The 20,301-nt window shown below is 42.9% G+C and carries 19 protein-coding genes and 1 pseudogene; 6 read left to right on the forward strand and 14 right to left on the reverse strand.

The window, feature by feature from the left end:
* Positions 1-2: 2 nt before the first annotated feature.
* The 6 genes from NL647_RS16730 to ccoN form a co-directional block, all read right to left on the reverse strand.
* Positions 3-2,366, reverse strand: a complete 2,364-nt coding sequence (locus tag NL647_RS16730) for a heavy metal translocating P-type ATPase metal-binding domain-containing protein (protein ID WP_005445777.1) — start codon at positions 2,364-2,366, stop codon at positions 3-5.
* Between the two features lie 4 nt (positions 2,367-2,370).
* Positions 2,371-2,847: a FixH family protein gene (locus tag NL647_RS16735; protein WP_069687126.1), complete on the reverse strand. Its 477-nt coding sequence runs from the start codon at positions 2,845-2,847 to the stop codon at positions 2,371-2,373.
* Positions 2,848-2,936: 89 nt separating this feature from the next.
* The gene (gene ccoP, locus NL647_RS16740; RefSeq protein WP_253650422.1) at positions 2,937-3,911 is read right to left on the reverse strand and encodes a cytochrome-c oxidase, cbb3-type subunit III; all 975 of its coding nucleotides are present in this window, start codon (positions 3,909-3,911) and stop codon (positions 2,937-2,939) included.
* Positions 3,911-4,084 (reverse strand): CcoQ/FixQ family Cbb3-type cytochrome c oxidase assembly chaperone, encoded by a 174-nt coding sequence (locus tag NL647_RS16745; protein WP_069687127.1) that lies wholly within the window; start codon positions 4,082-4,084, stop codon positions 3,911-3,913. Before NL647_RS16745 ends, ccoP begins: the two co-directional genes overlap by 1 nt.
* A gap of 9 nt (positions 4,085-4,093) precedes the next feature.
* On the reverse strand, positions 4,094-4,714 hold the full coding sequence (gene ccoO, locus NL647_RS16750) for a cytochrome-c oxidase, cbb3-type subunit II (protein WP_009697800.1): 621 nt from the start codon (positions 4,712-4,714) through the stop codon (positions 4,094-4,096).
* Positions 4,715-4,726: 12 nt separating this feature from the next.
* Complete coding sequence (gene ccoN, locus NL647_RS16755) at positions 4,727-6,154, reverse strand: cytochrome-c oxidase, cbb3-type subunit I (RefSeq protein ID WP_005445771.1); 1,428 nt, start codon at positions 6,152-6,154, stop codon at positions 4,727-4,729.
* Positions 6,155-6,410: 256 nt separating this feature from the next.
* Between ccoN and NL647_RS16760 the strand changes: the two genes are divergently transcribed.
* From NL647_RS16760 to NL647_RS16775, 4 genes and pseudogenes are all read left to right on the forward strand, one after another.
* On the forward strand, positions 6,411-6,767 hold the full coding sequence (locus NL647_RS16760; RefSeq protein WP_253650423.1) for a hypothetical protein: 357 nt from the start codon (positions 6,411-6,413) through the stop codon (positions 6,765-6,767).
* 113 nt (positions 6,768-6,880) lie between these two features.
* A complete protein-coding gene (locus NL647_RS16765; protein WP_005445769.1) occupies positions 6,881-8,068 on the forward strand; it encodes an FIST signal transduction protein in 1,188 nt (395 codons plus the stop codon).
* Positions 8,058-9,788 (forward strand): response regulator, encoded by a 1,731-nt coding sequence (locus tag NL647_RS16770; protein ID WP_038898070.1) that lies wholly within the window; start codon positions 8,058-8,060, stop codon positions 9,786-9,788. Before NL647_RS16765 ends, NL647_RS16770 begins: the two co-directional genes overlap by 11 nt.
* Before the next feature lie 425 nt (positions 9,789-10,213).
* A pseudogene (locus NL647_RS16775) lies at positions 10,214-10,693 on the forward strand (ISNCY family transposase); the annotation flags it as partial.
* Between the two features lie 119 nt (positions 10,694-10,812).
* Here NL647_RS16775 and NL647_RS16780 read toward each other — a convergent pair.
* From NL647_RS16780 to matP, 4 genes are all read right to left on the reverse strand, one after another.
* A complete protein-coding gene (locus NL647_RS16780; protein ID WP_253650424.1) occupies positions 10,813-12,027 on the reverse strand; it encodes an HDOD domain-containing protein in 1,215 nt (404 codons plus the stop codon).
* A 131-nt stretch (positions 12,028-12,158) separates the two neighbouring features.
* On the reverse strand, positions 12,159-12,482 hold the full coding sequence (locus NL647_RS16785; protein ID WP_009697844.1) for a hypothetical protein: 324 nt from the start codon (positions 12,480-12,482) through the stop codon (positions 12,159-12,161).
* Positions 12,483-12,597: 115 nt separating this feature from the next.
* Entirely contained in the window at positions 12,598-12,909 is a 312-nt protein-coding gene (locus NL647_RS16790; protein WP_005446826.1) for a DUF3634 family protein, read from the reverse strand.
* 10 nt (positions 12,910-12,919) lie between these two features.
* The gene (gene matP / locus NL647_RS16795; RefSeq protein WP_005446823.1) at positions 12,920-13,369 is read right to left on the reverse strand and encodes a macrodomain Ter protein MatP; all 450 of its coding nucleotides are present in this window, start codon (positions 13,367-13,369) and stop codon (positions 12,920-12,922) included.
* Positions 13,370-13,580: 211 nt separating this feature from the next.
* Here matP and NL647_RS16800 point away from each other — a divergent pair, with 211 nt between their 5' ends.
* Both NL647_RS16800 and fabA read left to right on the forward strand, forming a co-directional pair.
* Entirely contained in the window at positions 13,581-15,221 is a 1,641-nt protein-coding gene (locus NL647_RS16800) for a Lon protease family protein (protein WP_253650425.1), read from the forward strand.
* A gap of 70 nt (positions 15,222-15,291) precedes the next feature.
* Positions 15,292-15,810 carry a bifunctional 3-hydroxydecanoyl-ACP dehydratase/trans-2-decenoyl-ACP isomerase gene (fabA, locus tag NL647_RS16805; protein WP_005390081.1) on the forward strand — a complete coding sequence of 173 codons (519 nt, stop codon included), beginning with the start codon at positions 15,292-15,294 and terminating at the stop codon, positions 15,808-15,810.
* Positions 15,811-15,980: 170 nt separating this feature from the next.
* Here the strand turns inward: fabA and rmf are convergent, their stop codons facing one another.
* The 4 genes from rmf to NL647_RS16825 all read right to left on the reverse strand — a co-directional run bounded on the left by rmf (position 15,981) and on the right by NL647_RS16825 (position 20,284).
* Positions 15,981-16,154, reverse strand: coding sequence for a ribosome modulation factor (gene rmf / locus NL647_RS16810; protein WP_005446820.1), 174 nt, complete (start codon positions 16,152-16,154; stop codon positions 15,981-15,983).
* A 171-nt stretch (positions 16,155-16,325) separates the two neighbouring features.
* Positions 16,326-18,128, reverse strand: coding sequence for a DUF3466 family protein (locus tag NL647_RS16815; RefSeq protein ID WP_253650426.1), 1,803 nt, complete (start codon positions 18,126-18,128; stop codon positions 16,326-16,328).
* Between the two features lie 7 nt (positions 18,129-18,135).
* Positions 18,136-20,055 (reverse strand): ABC transporter ATP-binding protein, encoded by a 1,920-nt coding sequence (locus NL647_RS16820; protein ID WP_005446816.1) that lies wholly within the window; start codon positions 20,053-20,055, stop codon positions 18,136-18,138.
* Positions 20,033-20,284, reverse strand: a complete 252-nt coding sequence (locus tag NL647_RS16825) for a glutaredoxin family protein (protein ID WP_009702647.1) — start codon at positions 20,282-20,284, stop codon at positions 20,033-20,035. The genes NL647_RS16820 and NL647_RS16825 overlap by 23 nt, the downstream gene beginning before the upstream one ends.
* Positions 20,285-20,301: the final 17 nt, after the last annotated feature.

The following is a 20,301-nucleotide window of genomic DNA, read 5'->3' on the forward strand; positions in this document are numbered from 1 at the left end:
ACTTACTTCTCTTTAAGCAGTCGCAACGAGTTGGATACAACGATAATAGAACTCGCTGACATACCGACTACGGCGACGTAGGGGGCGACTAAGCCTGCAACAGCAAGCGGCAAAATTAGCAGGTTGTAGCCCAAAGACCAAGCCAAGTTTTCTCGAATTATCTTTCTTGTACGTATTGCAAGCAACCTTGCTTCTAATAGCTTTTCTAAATTATCGCCTAGGAGCGTCATATCTGCAGAAGCTTTAGCGACGTCCGTACCACCACCCATCGCTACAGAAAGGTGCGCACCAGCCAGCGTAGGCGCATCATTGATGCCATCGCCAACCATCATGGTGATATCGTCTTGATCTAGTCCTTTAAGATACGCGAGTTTGTCTTCTGGTTTTGCCGATGCGATCACATGGTCGATACCCATTTCATCTGCAACAGGCTGGGCATTTTGTAATGAATCGCCTGTCAATAAGGTAGTTGTAATACCAGCGTCAGCAAAGCGTTGGATGAATGCTTTACTCTCTTTACGAATGGGATCTCGGTAGTAAAAGGTCGCCACATGTTCTTCGTTTACAGAAAGATACACAGCATTGCTTTCATCTCGGTTTTCACCAACAACAAAATTAGCACTGCCAATTTTTACTGTCTTGTTGTTCCAAACACCTTGAATACCAGAACCAATGACGTTTTGAACCTCATCGACGTAGATATCTTCATGACCAAAACCAGAAAATGCTCGTGCGATAGGGTGATTTGCATGCGCCTCAAGTGCCGCAGCAAGAGCTAATGCCACTGACTTATCTAACTCAGCTAAAGTTTTGGTTTCACTAATCTCGATATCGCCTTTAGTCAAGGTGCCGGTCTTATCCACGACAAGATGATTAATCTTACACAGCGTTTCGAAAACATGCCCTTTACGTAACAAGATACCAAAGTTACCCATACGAGAAGTTGCACACGTTAACGCGGTTGGTGTCGCTAGAGATAGGGCACATGGACAAGTAGCAACCAGAACAGAGAGCATAATCCAGAATGCATCATCGGGTTTAGTTTGGTGCCAGTAGAACCAAGTCCCTGCAGAAATGATTAAAATTGCGCCAACAAAATAGCGCGCTACTACGTCGGCAATTTCTGCGATTTTTGGTTTGGAATGTTGGGCTTCATCTTGAAGACGAACGATATTAGAAATCATTGAATCTGCTTTAGAATTCGTCACTTCAAGTTCGAACGATTCGTCTCCATTTAATGTTCCCGCGTAAACTGCATCTCCTGCTTTCTTAACCACGTGAACAGATTCGCCGGTCAGCATCGATTCATCGATATGGATACGACCAGAAATCACTTTACCGTCGGCAGGAATATGTTCGCCAGGAAGAACGCGAATGCGATCGCCTACCTTTAGGGTTTTCACCGGAATTTGTTCACCGTCTAGTGTTGTCGCTATTGCAGGGATTAACTTAAGAAGGTTACCGCTAGCCGCAGCTGCTTTGCGACGAGCGCGCATTTCTAAGAATCGACCGACCAACAAGAAGAAGGTAAACATCGAGATAGATTCAAAAAACACTTCGCCTTGCTCAGTCACTGTTGCGACTAAGCTCGCCACATAAGCAAAAATCAGCGCAATGGAAACAGGAACATCCATACCAAGGGTTCGACCTTTGATACTTCGCCATGCATTGAGGTAAAAGGGAAGCGCTGAATAGAGCAGTACAGGTGTTGCGAAGATTAAGCTTACCCATCGAAAGTAGTTTTTAAACTCTGGCTCCAAATCGCCAAAAACTTCCAAATACAATGCTACTGCAAGCATCATTACTTGCATGGTTGCAAGACCTGCGATACCTAAACGATAAAGGTACTGTTTCATCGTATGGTGGTAGGCAGCTTCTTGCTTGTCTGCCTCAAAAGGTGCTGCTTTGTAACCAAGCTTGTGAATCACTGATAGTAACTCGCTCAGACGTACTTGTGTCTTATCCCATGCAAGTAAAGCTCGGTTAGTGGTGGTATTTACACGAATAGAAACCAATCCTTTAACGCCGGAAACTTGCTTTTCGATCAGCCACGCACAAGCAGCGCAGGACACGCCTTCTAAAGAAAGGGTTACTTCAGAAGTGTTCTCGTGGTTACGAACGAACTCTGACTGAACGTCCTCATTGTCATAATGGATGAGAGCTTGGAGTTGCTCGGGGACTAGATCCGCCTTTTCTGCTGGCGCAGTTCGATATTGGTAATAGGAGACAAGACCACTATCAACAATGGTTTGCGCCACCGTTTCACAACCCGGGCAACACATGTCGCGAATTTCACCTAATATTTCTACTTTGAAATCCGTGTTGGCTGGTACATCTTCACCACAGTGATAACAGGATTTACACATAGGCTTACTTCATTAATGTTGTTGGTTGTGCTGGGAATTCGACGCGACCTTGAATCATCCATTCTTTGTTATGCGGTTCAAGCTCAACGAACCAAGGACCTTGAATAGAGTTTTCTGGCGTTAAACGATAGTTACCTTTCGCATCAGCAGTAAGTAGCTTAGTGAAATCACGGTCTGGCAATGTACGGTGCGTGAATGTCGCTGTTAGTGCAGGGAAGTGCGGTAATTCACCTTTATTGAAAGAGATAACCACTGTGTTGTTATCAGACGAAATAGTAGCGTTAAGACCAAGGTCACGAGCGACATTCATTTTACTGATATCGATATTGATGCCTTTGCCTTTTTTATAGTAATCCTCGGCGACCAAAGAAACAGAGTTATTGGCGAATACGACCACTGTAACGATTGTCCATACCACAACAGTTAGAGGCAGGATGATCAGGAACCACGGCCAAAATTGTTTATACCAAGGCTTTACCATAAAAAAGTTCTCAACAGCTAAATGAAAAAATGTAAGGCTTTAAATTTAAAGGAAAGACAGCCCCTATGAAAGGGGCTGTTATTGAAATGTTACTTATTGTCAGAGTTGCTTAAACTCCAGACGTATGCCGCGACAAGTTGAACTTTGTCTTCGCCTAGGATGTCCTTCCAAGCAGGCATTACACCAGAGCGACCGTTCATAACTGTTTCTGTTACTGCAGCGCGTGAATCGCCGAATAACCAATCTTGGTCAGTTAGGTCTGGTGCACCTACAGCAGGGTTACCTTTACCATCGGTACCGTGACAAGCTGCACACACAACGAAACGAGCTTTGCCGGCTTCTGCTTCACGTACGTTCACTTTACGACCAGAAAGGCTTAACGTGTAGCTTACGACTTCTTGAACACCTTGTTCACCAAGTGCATCTTTCCACGCTGGCATCTGACCGATACGACCTTGCATGATAGTAGTCACGATAGCCGCTGGCTCACCGCCATATAACCATGCGTCGTCAGTTAGGTTAGGGAAACCTTTTTGACCACGAGCATCAGAGCCATGACATTGCGAACAGTTCTGTAGGAACAAACGTTGACCAACTTTAATTGCTTCAGGATCTTGCGCAATCTCAGGGATAGGGCGTAGACCATCTGCGTTGTGAGCAAGTGCGCGGAATGCTTCACCGAAGTATGCATCAGCATCATCTAGCTCTTTAGCGTATTGGTTAAGTTGCTTGTTTTCTTGTGCTCGTGCGATGGCTTCTTTCGACTCTTCCAACGTACGTACAGTTTGATCTGAACTCTGCCAGTTTAGGACACCTTTGAAGCTACCTAGACCTGGAAATAGGGTCAGGTATACAGCAGCAAACACAAACGTGCTCACAAACAAGTATGTCCACCATTTTGGTAGAGGGTTATTAAGCTCGCGAATACCATCGTACTCGTGGCCCATGTCTTCCCCTTCCTCGACGCCCATTTTGTCTTTAGCGCACCAAGTCAGGAGGATCGCACAGCCTACTAGCGTACCGACAGTAATCACGATAATCCAGAGACTCCAGAATGTAGTCATTACTTCTTCACTCCTTGGTTATTTGGGGGCGTTTGTTCTTCGTCAGCAAACACCAAGTTAGCATCTTCCTCAAAGCGTGCTTTACGCTTCTTACCAAATGCCCACCATACGATGCCAATAAAACTAGCGAAGAGCACAACGGTATAAATACTATGAATTGTACCGAAATCCATATGACCCCCTTACTTCATTGCATGACCAAGAGACTGAAGGTAAGCGATGATTGCATCCATCTCTGTTTTACCTTCTACTTCTTTAGCCGCATTCGCGATTTCTTCATCCTTATAAGGGACACCGAACTGGTCACGGAAGATTTCTAGTTTCTTCTGTGTCAGCTTGCCGTCTAGTACGTTCTCTTCAAGCCAAGGGAAGCCTGGCATGTTTGATTCTGGTACTAGCTCTCGCGGGTCAATAAGGTGAACACGATGCCATTCGTCAGAGTAACGTCCACCTACGCGTGCCAAATCTGGACCTGTACGCTTAGAACCCCATAGGAATGGGTGTTCCCAAACGCTCTCACCAGCGACAGAGTAGTGACCGTAGCGCTCTGTTTCAGAACGGAAAGGACGAATCATCTGGCTGTGACACACGTTACAACCTTCACGGATGTATATGTCACGACCTTCCATTTCCAGAGGAGTGTAAGCTCGTAGATTTTCTACAGGCTCCGTCGTTTGCTTCTGGAAAATCAGAGGAGTGATTTCAACAAGCGCCCCCCAACTGATTGCAAATACGATGAAAATAGCCAACAAACCGACATTGCGTTCTAGGATTTCGTGGCGATTATTCGAATTATTACTCATTCTTTAATCTCCTTATGCCGGTTGAGGGATAGCTTTTAAGCTTTCTTTAGGCGCAGTTACCGTCTTGTACGTGTTGTATGCCATTAAGAACATACCTGATAGGAAGATGAAACCACCTAAGAAACGTACGAAGTAGAACGGGTAAGATGCTTCTACAGATTCTACAAAGCTGTATGTTAGTGTGCCGTCAGAGTTAACTGCGCGCCACATTAGACCTTGCATTACACCTGAGATCCACATCGCTACGATGTAAAGAACAGTACCGATAGTCGCCAACCAGAAGTGAACATTGATTAGGCTTACAGAGTACATACGCTCTTGACCAAATAGACGAGGGACAAGGTGATATACAGAACCAATTGAAACCATTGCAACCCAACCTAGTGCACCAGAGTGAACGTGACCAATGGTCCAGTCTGTGTAGTGCGATAGCGCGTTTACTGTCTTAATAGACATCATTGGACCTTCGAAAGTAGACATACCGTAGAAAGACAATGAAACGATTAGGAAACGTAGGATAGGGTCGTAGCGAAGCTTATGCCATGCGCCAGACAGCGTCATGATACCGTTGATCATACCACCCCAAGATGGAGCAAATAGAACCAAAGACATCACCATACCAAGAGACTGAGTCCAGTCAGGTAATGCTGTGTAATGCAGATGGTGAGGACCAGCCCAGATGTATAGGGAAATCAGTGCCCAGAAGTGAACGATAGATAAACGGTAAGAGTAAACAGGACGTTCAGCTTGTTTAGGGACAAAGTAGTACATCATACCTAGGAAACCAGCGGTCAGTAGGAAACCTACCGCGTTGTGTCCATACCACCATTGAACCATTGCATCCACTGCACCAGAATAAATCGAGTACGATTTACCAAGTGACACAGGGATAGCCATGCTGTTCACGATGTGAAGTACTGCTACTGTTAGGATAAAGGCACCGAAGAACCAGTTAGCCACGTAGATGTGAGAGGTATTACGCTTGACCAATGTTCCAAAGAACACGACTGCGTAAGATACCCATACTATCGCGATTGCGATATCAATAGGCCATTCTAACTCAGCATATTCCTTACCAGAGGTTAAACCTAAAGGTAGGGTGATTGCTGCGGCTAGGATAATTGCTTGCCAACCCCAAAAGGTGAAGGCAACGAGTGGGCCACCAAAAAGACGTGTTTGACAGGTGCGCTGAACAACATAATAAGATGTTGCGAACAGAGCACTGGTACCAAACGCAAAAATTACCGCATTAGTATGCAATGGACGTAAACGACTGTACGTCAACCACGGCGTATCAAAGTTTAGCTGTGGCCAAACTAACTGAGCGGCAATCAAAACACCAACAGCCATACCAACTATGCCCCATAAAATGGTCACAAGGGTAAATTGGCGAACGACTGTATAGTTGTAGTTTTGTTCAAGCTGCTTTACTTGGCTCATTTGCATGCTTCCAATTTCTAATTAACTACACTTTACTTCCAACACGACTTGCGTCGTAACACCACCCAAGTAAACTCTAGAATTCAAGTGTTATCATCACTTTATTTCCATTGCTGACTTTAATAAAAAGTGGCATTTTCAGCGTGACACTATACTTGAATTAACATTTCAATGACAGAGTAGTAACCTTACAAGACCTCTGGAAATCATTTTTTATTTAAAAAGTTTGAAGTTTGTAACAAGGATATTAGGAATTATGGCCGCACAAAAGTTAACAAAGGCGAGACTTGCACAAATCTTAATCATGCTCAGTCTTTTAATCGGTGCCTTTTTCTGGCGCACCTTTACTTATGAGACGAGCAAAGGGGTGGACTGTTCACAAAAACAACGATGTGATGTAACAATTGGTGTATCAAAAATCACTATAAATAAGACTTCGAAAGGCTTTTCAATCGAAAGCCCAGAAAATCGCAGTATAAAAATTGATCTAAATCAATCTGGTGAATTTATTAATCTCAACGATAAATATCGAGACATCAATTGGAATAGTATTTCGGAAACAAAAGCGATTAATATCAAATTAAATGAAAATATTGTCCAAGTTCATTTATAAATCTGATCTGACGCGAGATAATTGCATCTTGTTTATGCAATTAATGCTTTCTTGCCTAGCAGTAAAAATTTGCAGTGGTATAACAGTAAAGTGATAACCAATAATAAAACCGTATGCAGTGCCAATCATTATTTACTCATATCACCGACGAATATTTAGCGATAGAAGAATTTCGCTCTGAACTCAGTGAGGAGAATCTCTCACATATCATTTGCTACTACACTGAAGAGTACGACTTCAGAGCAATTCAGTACGCATTCTCCGATCTGTTCCCTGACATTCCATTCCATGGTGCTAGCTCATGCCAAGCTATCATGACTAACCATGGTTACCATCAAGGTCCTACCATTGCGATACTCGCGATCTATGACTCAGGTTTACATTCTTACGGGACAGGAATTTCAACTTATAGTACGGATATTGAATCCAGCGTAGACCAAGCGCTGAATATGGCTTTATTTCATGCAGATAGAGTAGGTGAGGTTCCTAACTTAATTCTCTTACATGCGACACCTGGGAATGAAGAATCTGTCATAGAATGCATTGACAGTCGATTCGGAACATTAGTCCCAATCATTGGTGGTTCTGCTGCTGACAATAACATTGAAGGCAATTGGTCAATTATTACCTCTCAGGGGTACGAACAAAATGGCGTGAGCTTAACGTTGTTTTACTCCTCACAGCCAGTCGATATCGCATTCAGCGCAGGACACTCGCCAACAGGGATAACTGGTATTGCGACGAAAACGAAAGGTCGCATCTTACTCGAGATAGATAATCAACCTGCTCTCGATGTATATCGAGCGTGGACAAATCATCAAGAAACACAAACTGATAGAGAAAGCTTCCTGTTCACTAACTCAAGTGCATATCCGTTAGGGCGCATCGCGGGTCAATTGTATGAGAGACCTTATTACAAACTCTCACACCCGATAAGAGAAACTGAACAAGGTGGCATTGAGCTTTTCACCGATATTGAAGAAGGCGAAATGCTAACGTTGATGCAAGGTAGTCGCCAGCATCTTGTCGCAAGAGCGGCGAGAGTTGTGAACGCTGCATTCAATCAAAAGTTAGAGGAATCTCGAAAAATAGGGGTGATCAATATCTTTTGTGCTGGTCCTATGTTGCACTTAAAACAGGACATCAACAGTGTTTGTGAACAAATTAATCAGGAATTAGAGAACCTGCCTTTTATTTGCCCGTTTACTTTTGGTGAGCAAGGAAGATTTATAGGTGGTGAGAATGGACATGGAAACCTGATGATATCATCAGCGATATTCCATAAACCTTATGAAAGATAAATATTTAGAGATATACCAGCAGGAAGCGTTACAAGAGGCACTTGTCGAACTCAAAGAGGCAAGGCAACGTGAGAAGTTATTGGCTGATGAAAACAAAGCCATTCTGTCAGCAATCTCTGCAATGAGTGAAGCTCGAAACCGTCACGAGATTTTCTCTGGTCTAAACAGTGTTCTAAAGAAGTACATTGATTTTGATGACTTCATCGTCATTACCCGCGACTGTAATAGACAAAACTTCAAGACGCTATTATCAACAAATAGTGTTTTTGATAGAGCAGATTGGTTACCGGGTAACGCGTCGGAAAGGGCGCTTAATGGCGAATGTATTTTGTTGTTCGAGCCGATGCGATTAAAGGAGTTTGAGAGCTTAAACTCCTTTATTAAAAGCCACGTGAATTCAATGCTACTTACGGGCATTCGATCTGAAGTAACCCAGACTATTATCATCCTTGTTGGAGCTCAAAAAGGTCACTTCAGTATTGAAAACAAAGAAACGTTAAGGCGTTTTAGACCCTTAATTGAAAGGGCTGTTATCGATATTGAAACCAAAGAGAAGTTACAACGTATCGTTGAGGTGAGGACGTCTCAATTAGCACGGGCTAGAGAAGAAGCAGAAAGAGCTAACCAATCGAAGTCTGAGTTTTTGGCCATGATGAGTCATGAAATTCGAACGCCTTTGAACTCAGTTCTTGGGATGTTAGACATCTTGAGACAATCAACTTTAACCGATGCCCAGTCAGATGTATTGAACCAAATGGAATGCTCTGCAGATTTGCTATTGGCGATTATCAGCGACATTTTGGATTTATCAAAGATAGAGTCAGGAAGCTTCCATTTAAATGAACAGTGGACAGACTTAAGTGACGCGGTAACACTAATTGTTTCTCAACAAAAACAAGTGGCTACAAGCAAAAGTTTGAGCTTTGACCTACACTGCAATCTAGATAGAAATAAACAGTACTGGATTGATTCTACTCGTATATCGCAGGTGCTTTTTAACTTGATTGGAAACGCGATTAAGTTTACAGACTTTGGAGATGTGCATGTTTCTGTGCTAGAAAGCAATGGTGAAATCATCATATCTGTTGCAGATACTGGGATAGGAATCCCTCAAGCTAAAATTGGTCATTTGTTTACAGCTTTTCATCAAGGCGACAGCTCAATTACTCGTCGATTCGGTGGTACCGGGCTTGGACTTGCCATCACCAAACACCTTGTTGAGATGATGCGAGGTTCAATTTCTGTAAAAAGTGAAGAGAGAGTCGGCTCTCATTTTACAGTCAAAATCCCGGTTCTTACCAGGACTAACCAAGAAAGACCGGTAAAGATAGAATCAAATCAGCCATCAAAGTCGACCAACATTTTAGTCGTGGAAGATACTGAATCTAACCAGTTAGTGATAAAGCTTATTCTGAATAAACTCGGGCACAATGTATTTATTGCCAGCCACGGCGCGGAAGCCTTAACGTTTTTGGAGCAACAAACACAAGACATCGATATCATTTTAATGGATGTGTCGATGCCCGTTATGGATGGCATTACAGCGACAAGACTTATCAGAAAAAAAGGAATCAAAACACCAATCATTGCATTGACTGCACACGCGCTTGAGAGTGATAAAGCGACATGCATGAAAGCTGGCATGGACGGATTTGTATCAAAGCCAGTTCGCAGACAGGATATCTACGAAGCGATCCATTCATTAGTGGAGATCGCGTAGCGAATTAATATAGATCTTAACAATCGTAAGATTATTAAGATCTATATTAAGTATTTTATGGTAAATCGCGGTTATGTTTAATGACACTCATAAAAAGCCTTATATTTTAAAATCTGAGAGGGATAGGAGCCCAAACGAAGAAAGAATTGGCGTACGTTGATATTCTATTTAACATAATATACATAATGCGCACTTGGTGTGAGGTTAAATTGGCGTTCTGAATGCTGTGTGGTAAAAACCATTAAAAATGAGATTTGTACATCCTTTAAGATTTGATGGCTTGATAATAGACCATTGTTATTAATGAACTTTTATTGGATGCTAATGACTAATCACCACCTTTACATGCGAAAGCACCTTTGTTTTTTGCAAATCTAGTTGAGCTTTTTTACCAATGCTCAGTTGTTTTCACAAGCATATGAGATTTGTTGTTAGGAGTCGACGCGGCAGACATCCTTGATTTGAGTGTTCGCCAAGTTCAGAGGCTTATGAATCGCCTGAGAGAATTCGGTGCTGTAGGATTGACTCACCAAGCTTGAGGTAAGCCAAGTAATAACCGCTATCCCAGTGACTACCGAGACACAGTTTTAAAACTGATTCGTGATCACTATTCTGATTTTTCTCCAACACTTGCCAGAGAAAAACTAACGGAGTTACATAGTCTTCCAGTATCTAACGAGACCTTACGAAGTTGGATGATTGCAGATGGTTTATGGACGCCGCATTCGCAACGCAAGCCTAAAGTTTACCAACCTCGCTACCGACGTGATTGTTTAGGCGAGCTCGTTCAAATTGATGGCTCTTACCACGATTGGTTTGAAGGACGATCTGACAAATGCTGTCTATTAGTCTTTATCGATGATGTGACTGGACGTTTGATGAACTTACAGTTAAGCATTAGTGACGTCGTAACCTTGTGTTCTTCAACAATACTGAGGTGTCACTTGTTTATTCATTTTCTTATGACATTAAAAAAGCGACTTGTTACAGTCGCTTTGAGTTTTTTTGTGACACTGTGACTCTTTTACATCATAAGAGTCATCTTTCCTGGAGCACTCATTCTAATTGATGACAATGCTTCCCCTGATATCTGGACGTTAGCAAACCAAAATGGTTTGTACTTTTCTGCAAACACTTCACTTCTCGATAAGTTATCATAGATTGCATATGCCCTAGCCTGCGCTAAAGCTGCTCCATAGACACTGCGCTCTAAGATGGGTTTGCTTTCGATGTCTTCAAGAACAGCAACTTTTATATGTTCTACATTCTTCGACCAGTGAAAGTATTCTAAAAGTCTTTTAGTCACCAGAGCTTCCATATCGACAATGACTTTAGGCAAGAAAGCGGAATTTGGTCGGACATCGGCACAGGCATAATACTCATCTTTCCTGTTCGTTTTTCTATAGTTCAGCATGACTTCAATGAGTGCGTCTTCAAACGTATCTGTGAAGTGATTAATCAAGACGATGCTACCTAAGCTACGAAGCGTTCCGATCAAAACACCACAATCGGAATCTTGAACATCTGCCGATTCCAATCGCATTTTGGTGACGTTGGCAGTCAAAACCAATTGTTGCCAAAACTTGGGAGTCAGGATTTTAGTATTATTATCTGACCATCTCATCATTGGGCGCGCCATTAAAACCGGGAATAGCTTACGGCAATTTTCAATTCCAAGGCGCCCAATCGCGACTCTTGCATCTGAACTAGTTTTAGCCGCACTCCCTCGCTCACGCAGTCTTGAGTTCTCAATCAGATCTATAATCGTTGAGCTTAGCTGATGGCTATTGTTAGCCAAGTCTGTCAGTTTTGAAAAGCTTAGAGATGGAGAATAGGCAAACGATGCGAATAACTCAAATGCGGGTATATTGCTCGATAATTTATCAATTGGAAGCGTTTCAAGCTTCTTCATTAACATTCGATCGGCCACTTTCGATACATCGCTGATGACTTTTTGCAGTGTTTTCTGCTTGTCTTCCACGATTTGGCGTTTTTCTTTTACTCGCTCTTGTTCGCACATGAGAAGTATTCTTTGGTTGCGCGTGATTCTGTCTTCTTCACTAAAGATCACATCGTCACAATAACGCCCCTGTAAACTGAGGAGCTTATCCACTTGTGACTGATCCACTTGGTGGTTCATACTAGCTAGCCACTTGGCATGTCTAAGTTCGACTTCTTTCGATACTTTGACCGCGATGTCCATTGCTTCTGGTGTGTAATTTTTTTGCGTGAGCAACAAACTGATATTCCTAACGTTGTTTTTATTTTCCTGTCGGCAAGTTTATCTATAAAGACACATGCAGTAAATGGAATGTGATATTAATTCCACTTATAAATAAATACTAATTATCGAAATATTATTAGTGAATGCTAATTGCCCGTTGTTATGTGTAGTCGTATGTACTTTTCAGAGAATTTATAACGATAACGTTTGCCAATTTTCACATTTGATTTGGTGAACTGACATACGCGTTTATCACCACTTCCTTTAACTCTCTTGATCGTTGCACTCTTGCCTTTGTGTTCCATTTCAATCATCAAGTCACAATATCCGTGGTAACCATCAAATGCCCTATCTGTTTTCTTCTGAAGCTCCGCTTTGATTTTTTTCGCTACAGGATTGATTTCTGAGTCGTCAGCTATAGCAACAGAAATTCCAAATAAAAAGCACAAAAACGTGACAGTGTATCGCATGAAGTTCCCTTTCAATTCGTAAAAAGTGAAACTTTAACTCACTGACTTTGCTGATATAAAAATGGGACACATTAAATGCGTCCCGTTTAGCACGAATAAGTAATTGATAGTTTTCTTAAGCTCGCTTTTTACCTTTGGTGGACTTAAAGCCTTGGTGAGGAAAAACGTTTCTAATGCGTTGTTGAACTTTTTTCGGCACGTCTTTGGAAAAGGTTAAGCGCATACCTGTACGTTGGTTATAGACTTTCATTTCGCCATCAAACGGAGAATGCTCAGCGATGTCTTGCAGGTTGTGTTTAAAAGAAGGCGGTATGTGACCTTTCACCTTCGATATTTGCCCTTGTTCAAACTTAACTTTTAGGACAGGTCTATCTACGGCGATAAGCCAAAAAATGACAACAGCAGCAATCAATATTACGTAAAGCATTTGATACTCCTTAGCTAGAAAGCAATTTACTCAAGTCTTCTTTCAGCGACGATACCTTCATACTGGCTTTTTCACTTCGAGATGCCTCTGATAACAAATACTCAATAGCATCGGATAACGTACAGCCTAGCTCGTTCGCTCGATTGGAGAGTTTTTCCCACACTCGATAATCTAGATCGATGGACTTTTTCTTCGTGTGGACTTGTTCTGCATTGAAGTGACGTTTACGCTTAGCACGGATCGCTTGCTTCAGCTTATTATCAAGCTCTTCAGACATGTGGTTTTCAATCCAAGTAAGAACTTGGGTTGGCTCATGCTCAAGTTTACGAAGTTCGGCAATTGCGGCATCGGCTTCGCTCGTATCGATGTATCGGGTAACGGCTTCACCATCCTTCCACTTTTTGATGAGATACTTCCATTTCCAACCACATTCTAAATTTTCAAGCTGTTGATATTTCATCCTTCTGACCCTCAATACACTTATGGTGACAGCGTAACCCAAGTGTGCAGATTCGGCAATTAAAACTCATAAAAGTATCGATGTTGATCACTCATTTGTCGAAGGTTTAATCAACTGAATTTGCAGAATTTTTGGATTGGTCAAATTGTCGCTAGGGAGTTGATCGTCGTTTCGCTATAATGCTTGCAAGACTAAATTATGATGAATTTGAATGAACCAAGTTAACTGGCAAGATGTCACCCCTTCTTTCGAGCAGTACGAAGAGATTTTAAGTAAAGCCACTTCTCTACCGATTAAGCCCTTTATTGACCTTCAGCCTAGGCTTGAGGCGACCATTGACCGATTTACTCGTGTTCGAGGATTAACCCGTATTTTATTAGTGAATTGCACTGATAATGCGCTTTATCGTGGTTTCGTCAGCGAAGTATTGAAGAATAAGTCGTCAGCGCCTGTTGTGACAGTTGAGTCACTCGATGCCAAAGAGTTATTTGATCGCTACAGCGTGAATCAAGATGGTCAAACGACATTTGAGTCTGGCTTACTGTCTAAAGCAGATGGCGGTTATCTTGTTGTTCCTGCCAACTTAGTGCTTGCAAACGCTGCGCGCTGGCCAAGCATTAAAGCAGCAGTTCAAGGTGGAAGCTTTGCCCCGATTAACCTTACACCAAATCGAATTGCGTCATCGCCTTTTGCACCACAAGACTACGATGTAAAGCTGATCATTACAGGCGATCGAAACCAGTTAGCGGAAATCGAATATGTCGATGAAGACTTTTCTACAGGTCTGACGATGTATACTGAGGTTGAAGAAGATATCCACTTATCTCAAGAAAACCTAAGTAAATACGTTGGTTTGGTCAATTGGATTTGCCATGAATACCAACACCCTGCATTGAGTAACGAAGCCTTCCGAAGATTAATTATTGCCGGCATGCGCTATACAGAAGATCAACACTATCTGCCTCTCGGTGTACTGTGGCACAACCAGCTGTTAGGTCTTGCTGGTCAGTATTCAAACTCATCGAGTATCGAGTTTGACGATATTGATCGTGCTATTGATGATAAATATTACCGTGAATCTTACCTACCACAACGTGCTGTGGACGATATTCTTGATGGACAAGTGATCATTGAGACGACCGGCGAACAGGTTGGGCAAATTAATGGTCTTACAGTGATTGATATGGCCGGACACCCTGTCTCCTATGGGGAACCTGCGCGTATTTCTTGTGTTATTCACTTTGGTGATGGTGATATTTCAGACGTCGAACGCAAAGCAGAACTTGGCGGCAACCTACATGCTAAGGGCATGATGATCATGCAAGCGTTTGTGAGTTCAGCACTGAATCTTGATGAACCACTACCATACTCCGCTTCGATTGTATTCGAGCAATCATACAGCGAAGTCGATGGAGACAGTGCCTCCTTAGCAGAGCTATGTTGTTTGGTGAGTGCCTTGTCAGAATCTCCAGTGAATCAACAGATCGCGGTTACTGGTGCAGTGGATCAATTTGGTCGCGTGCAAGCCGTTGGAGGCTTGAATGAAAAGATTGAGGGCTTCTACCAAGTATGTAAACACCAAGGCTTTACGGGAGAGCAAGGTGTGATTATGCCTAAATCTAACCTAAAACATCTCGCGTTACATAAAGATGTCATACAAAGCATTAAGAATGGTGAGTTCCATATTTGGTCAGTTTCTACTGTTGATGAAGCGATTCCCATTCTGATGTCTAAACCATTTCGCGGTGAAGACGACAGCATCATTGGTAAAATTGCCGAACGTATTGAAAACTTTGAAAGACATGAGCATCCAGAAGGAATTGTGGAGCGCATCAAAAACTGGTTTGTCTAGTACTGATCGGAGTTGTTTAGCGTACACGTGTTCACTAAGATGCAGCTATCAAAAATTGGAGTAATTGATAATGCAAAACAAACGTGATTCTTACAACCGTGACGATCTTCTCGCTTCTAGCCAAGGTGAGCTATTTGGACCAGGTTACCCTCAGCTTCCTGCGCCAAACATGCTAATGATGGATCGTGTTACTAAAATGTCTGAGACTGAAGGCGATTTTGGTAAAGGTTTGATCCTCGCAGAATTGGACATTACTCCAGATCTTTGGTTCTTTGACTGTCACTTCCCTGGTGACCCAGTAATGCCTGGCTGTCTTGGTCTTGATGCTATGTGGCAGCTTGTTGGCTTCTTCCTAGGCTGGGTTGGCGGTAAAGGCAAAGGTCGAGCTTTGGGTGTTGGCGAAGTGAAGTTTACGGGTCAAATCCTACCAACAGCGAAAAAAGTAACGTACGAGATCCACATGAAGCGCGTTGTTAACCGCAAATTAGTAATGGGTCTAGCTGATGGTCGTGTATGTGTAGATGGTAAAGAAATCTACGTAGCAAAAGATCTGAAAGTGGGTTTGTTCCAAGACACTTCAAGCTTCTAATCTCCTACTCTGAAGTATTTTCAAGGCTCCTATCAAAGGAGCCTTTTCTTTATCTTATGGCATTTAGTTTAGACACACGCGTAAATTGCTACATTTAAAAACATCCGCTTTAAACGCAGAAAAGGCTCTTAACGAGCCCTTTCAAATCCTTCTGTTTGTATGTGGAGAGTTTATTTGTAGAGACCAGATTGTCTTTCATCTCTGGCATCACGCCAACCACCTAACCAATACGACCGAGCATCAATTTGTTGATATGGGCAAGCCTCTTGAGACCTTCCATTCAACCCAGCTTTATAGCCTTGAGATTGAGCTCGTTCTAGGCGATCACGCTTTTGTCTCTTCATAGTTAATTCCTCATACAGGTCCATTTACAAACGTACTACTGTTATTGTGAAACTTTGATGGAGTTTTTATGACTCCATCTACAAGAATCGATCAAATTGCGCATTTTCTCAAGGCATAAAAAAAGCAGAGGCTCATTTCTGTGAACCTCTGCTTGATTTAAAAATTACTGACTATTTTCTACGGAACCCGAATAGACCCAGCATGGTCAAAGCCAGCCATCCTAGACCAGCACCTTGGCGCTCAGCGGCTTCTTCTTCGACACTTCTTGGCTGGATATCGTTATTCTCAGCGCTTGCACCAGCAATTGGTACCAGCTTAACAGCAACAATTTTTTCTTCCCCGTTACTACAGAAAGAGTTGTGAGCCGTTGTGTCATAACCGCCTGCACACTTCATTGCTGTCGCGGAGATCACGCCGGCATCGTTGATATCTGAAGCGCTAATTATACGGAACTCGTTGTTGCGGTCAGAAATATCTCTAGCGCTTGCGCTCTGATCGTTTGCACCGTTGGTGAGATCGTCGAGGAACCAAGCTTTGCCATCGAAGATTTCTTTAGCACGCTCACTAACTGTTCCACCTTGAGCATATGGATAGATAAATCCACGCTTACGACGAGGTTTACCCTCTTCTTCACGAGTCTTCTCAGCATCTAATTGACCAACAATCTCATTGTATGAGTTGATGCCACCCATTTGACCGCCAGCACCGCTAAAGAATATACCAGAAGTTGGGTAGAAGGCACTTACTGAGCTCTTAGTCACATCGTCAACAACAAAGAGACGATTTGGTGCTGACCCTGTTGGCATTAAGTAAGCCCCCGAACGTTTGGCTTCACCAATCGCAACAAAATTTGCATTTACGTCAGTTAGACGTGAGTTGGTATGAACCGTATCACCACTGATTCTTTGTTGGGCACCATCAACTTCTTTATTTACCCATGTAGAATCAACGACCGAGCCTTCTTTTGCCAACGTTCCTACGAACACGGTTGCGTTCATGTAGTTGTTGTCACTGTCATAGGTGTTGTACCCAACACCATAAACAGTTGAATCTTTTACAACAAAATCTCGCATGCTACCTTGCGCCAGGCGTTCATCTTCTTGAGCTTGTCCACTTGGCCAACCTAATTCGACCGCTGAACCTGTAGCATCCCAAATGGCTGCTTTAGATGTCGAGTGGTCGCCATTATCATTGTTGGCAAATCTCGAAACGCTACCTACAGTAAATGTTCCATTTGTTTTCCAAGCCCTGCTTTCTAGAAGCTTTGGAACTGCGTCGCTTGTGTCAAAGTTAGGACTAGTTCCTGGTGCAACAACCGTATTTCTTGTTTCTAAAACAGTTGGATCGGTTGTACTGATAACACTTTGATTGCCTACAGGCTTCCCTTCAGCAGTCAGACTGTTGATGATATTGTTGTACTTATTGGTATACGCTGCAGAATCGATTGTATTGGCGGTATTTCCCTCGACATACGCAAGCGCGTTTGAAGTAAAGTCTCTGGTAAATGCTTCTTTATTCCACGGAGTCCAATGCACGGATGCCCAAGATTCACACGTTGAGTAACGACGTTCGTTGAAACAGTATCTTTCAAAATCGTCATACTCTTGTACGTAATAGAAACCAGAATCCAAAGCAAATGGCACTTCTTCGCGGTAGCTAACACCGTCGACTTCTTGCCCTGTTGAGATTGGGGTTACTCGTGTTTCAAGCGCTAGTTTGAAATGTTCAGACTCAGGGGAATTTACCGGTTTACAGCCGGATTTAGCACCTTCATCAAAACAACCAAGCGCATACGGAACGTCGCCTTGTTGAATTGCAACTCCGTATGATGTTCGAGCTGTTTCTGTATCAACACTATTTCCATTAATCTGAGGATCAACTTCAAGGACTTGATACAGGGCTGCATTAGCATTCATTGCCGTACCCACCATCATAGCGATGGCGGTTAATTTGAATTTGTTACTACAATTCATCGAATTCTTAACTATCCTGTTGCATTGCTTCGAGTTCTTCCCATCTCTCGAACGCGATTTCCAACTCCTGCTCTACCGCAGCGAGCTGTTCCAATACCGGTTGAGTCTGTTCTACAGATTTAGTGAAGAACTCTGGGTCGTTCACTTGTTCTTGTAGAGTCTCAATATCCGCCTCTAATTGTTCTAGTTTAGCTGGAAGAGCCTCTAATTCTCTTTGCAGCTTATACGATAACTTCTTCGAATTGTTCTTAGGTTGCGTAGTTTTGGGAGTTTCCTCAACCACTTTCTCTTTCTTCGCTGCTTTTTCAACCTGACTGCGCGAAGCAAGAACTTGATCACGCTGCTGTTTTGCGTCGTGATAACCACCAACAAACTCTTCGATTATGCCGTTACCTTCAAAAATCCAACTGGTCGTCACCGTATTGTCTACGAATTCACGGTCGTGGCTCACTAACAGTAACGTACCCTGATAATTGGCAAGCATTTCTTCTAAAAGTTCCAACGTTTCGATGTCCAAATCGTTGGTAGGTTCGTCAAGAATAAGCAAGTTGTTAGGTTTCAACAAGATACGAGCCAGCAACAAACGGTTTTTTTCGCCTCCAGACAAGGCTTTTACTGGCGTGCGAGCACGTTTTGGTGCAAACAAGAAATCTTGTAGGTAGCTCAATGCGTGACGCTGACGCCCTCCAACCATCACTTCTTGCTTACCATCCGCTAAGTTATCAATAACCGTCTTTTCAGGATCAAGAATTTCGCGGTACTGATCGAAGTAAGCCACTTCGAGCTTTGTTCCACAATGAAGACGACCGCCTTGCGCTGATAATTGCCCTAATAGCAACTTGAGAACGGTACTTTTACCACAGCCGTTAGGACCAATCAGTGCGATTCGATCACCACGCATAATGTTGAAGCTAAAGTTATCAACGATTTTTTTGCCTTCAAAAGCAAAAGAGACATTCTCAGCTTCAAATACGATCTTACCTGAGCGCGAAGCATCGTCGATGTTAAGGTTAACTTTACCTTGAACCTCACGTCTGTCACGACGTTCTTCACGAAGCTTTTTAAGGGCACGAACACGACCTTCGTTGCGTGTACGGCGTGCTTTAATGCCTTGGCGAATCCACACTTCTTCCTGAGCTAGCTTTTTGTCGAACTCTGCATTTTGCATTTCTTCGACACGAAGCATCTCTTCTTTGTCATTTAAGTATTGGTCATAATCACCAGGGAAAGAAGCGAGTTGTCCGCGATCGAGGTCAACAATGCGTGTCGCCATCGATTTGATGAATGCACGGTCGTGGGAAATGAAGATGATCGAGCCTTTGAAGTCCTTTAGAAAGTTCTCTAACCATTCGATGGTCGTTACATCAAGGTGGTTAGTTGGCTCATCAAGAAGCAATACATCAGGGTCACAAACAAGTGCCCGAGCGAGAGCGGCTTTACGTTGCCAACCACCCGATAGATCAGTCAGTTTGGTTTCAGGGCTTAGCTTTAGCGCGCCAAGTACATTCTTAACACGATCATCAAAGCGCCAAGCGTTAAGGTGATCCAACTGTTCTTGAATCTTAGCAAGACGATTAATGTTCTTTTCACTTGGGTCCTGAGCGACAAGATCGAGAAGATCATGATAGATCTTCAACTGCTCACCGATTTCAGCTAAACCACCAGATACGTATTCGTAAACTGTGCCTTCTTGATTGCGTGGTGGATCTTGTTCAAGTCGAGAAACAACGACGTCTTGGGTGATTTGAATCTTGCCATCGTCCAACAAAATGTCGCCAGCAAGCACTTTCATTAACGTAGACTTACCTGCACCGTTGCGACCAACTAAACAAACGCGTTCATTTTCTTGAAGAGCGAACTCTGCTTTGTCTAGTAATGGGTGGTCGCCAAATGCAAGTTGTGCGTTATGAATGGTAAGTAATGCCATTATTATCCAACCAATGTTTGAGTTTTTCTAAGTCAAACGGCCAGTTCAACTCAGAATCTTGATATTTTAATACGGGAATTGTTACGCCGTAACGAGAAAAGAGAGCATCGTCGAACGCTATGTCGACGATGTGTGTTTGTTCGGCGAGACCAATCTGACTAACGAGGTCAAACGCCATCTCGCAGAGATGGCATCCTTCAGTGCTGTAAAGCGTTAGCACGTTCAACATCCTTTTACTGTTCCGTC

It is taken from the genome of Vibrio sp. Y29_XK_CS5 (genome assembly GCF_024181835.1).
In the GTDB taxonomy this organism is placed as follows: Bacteria; Pseudomonadota; Gammaproteobacteria; order Enterobacterales; family Vibrionaceae; genus Vibrio; species Vibrio harveyi.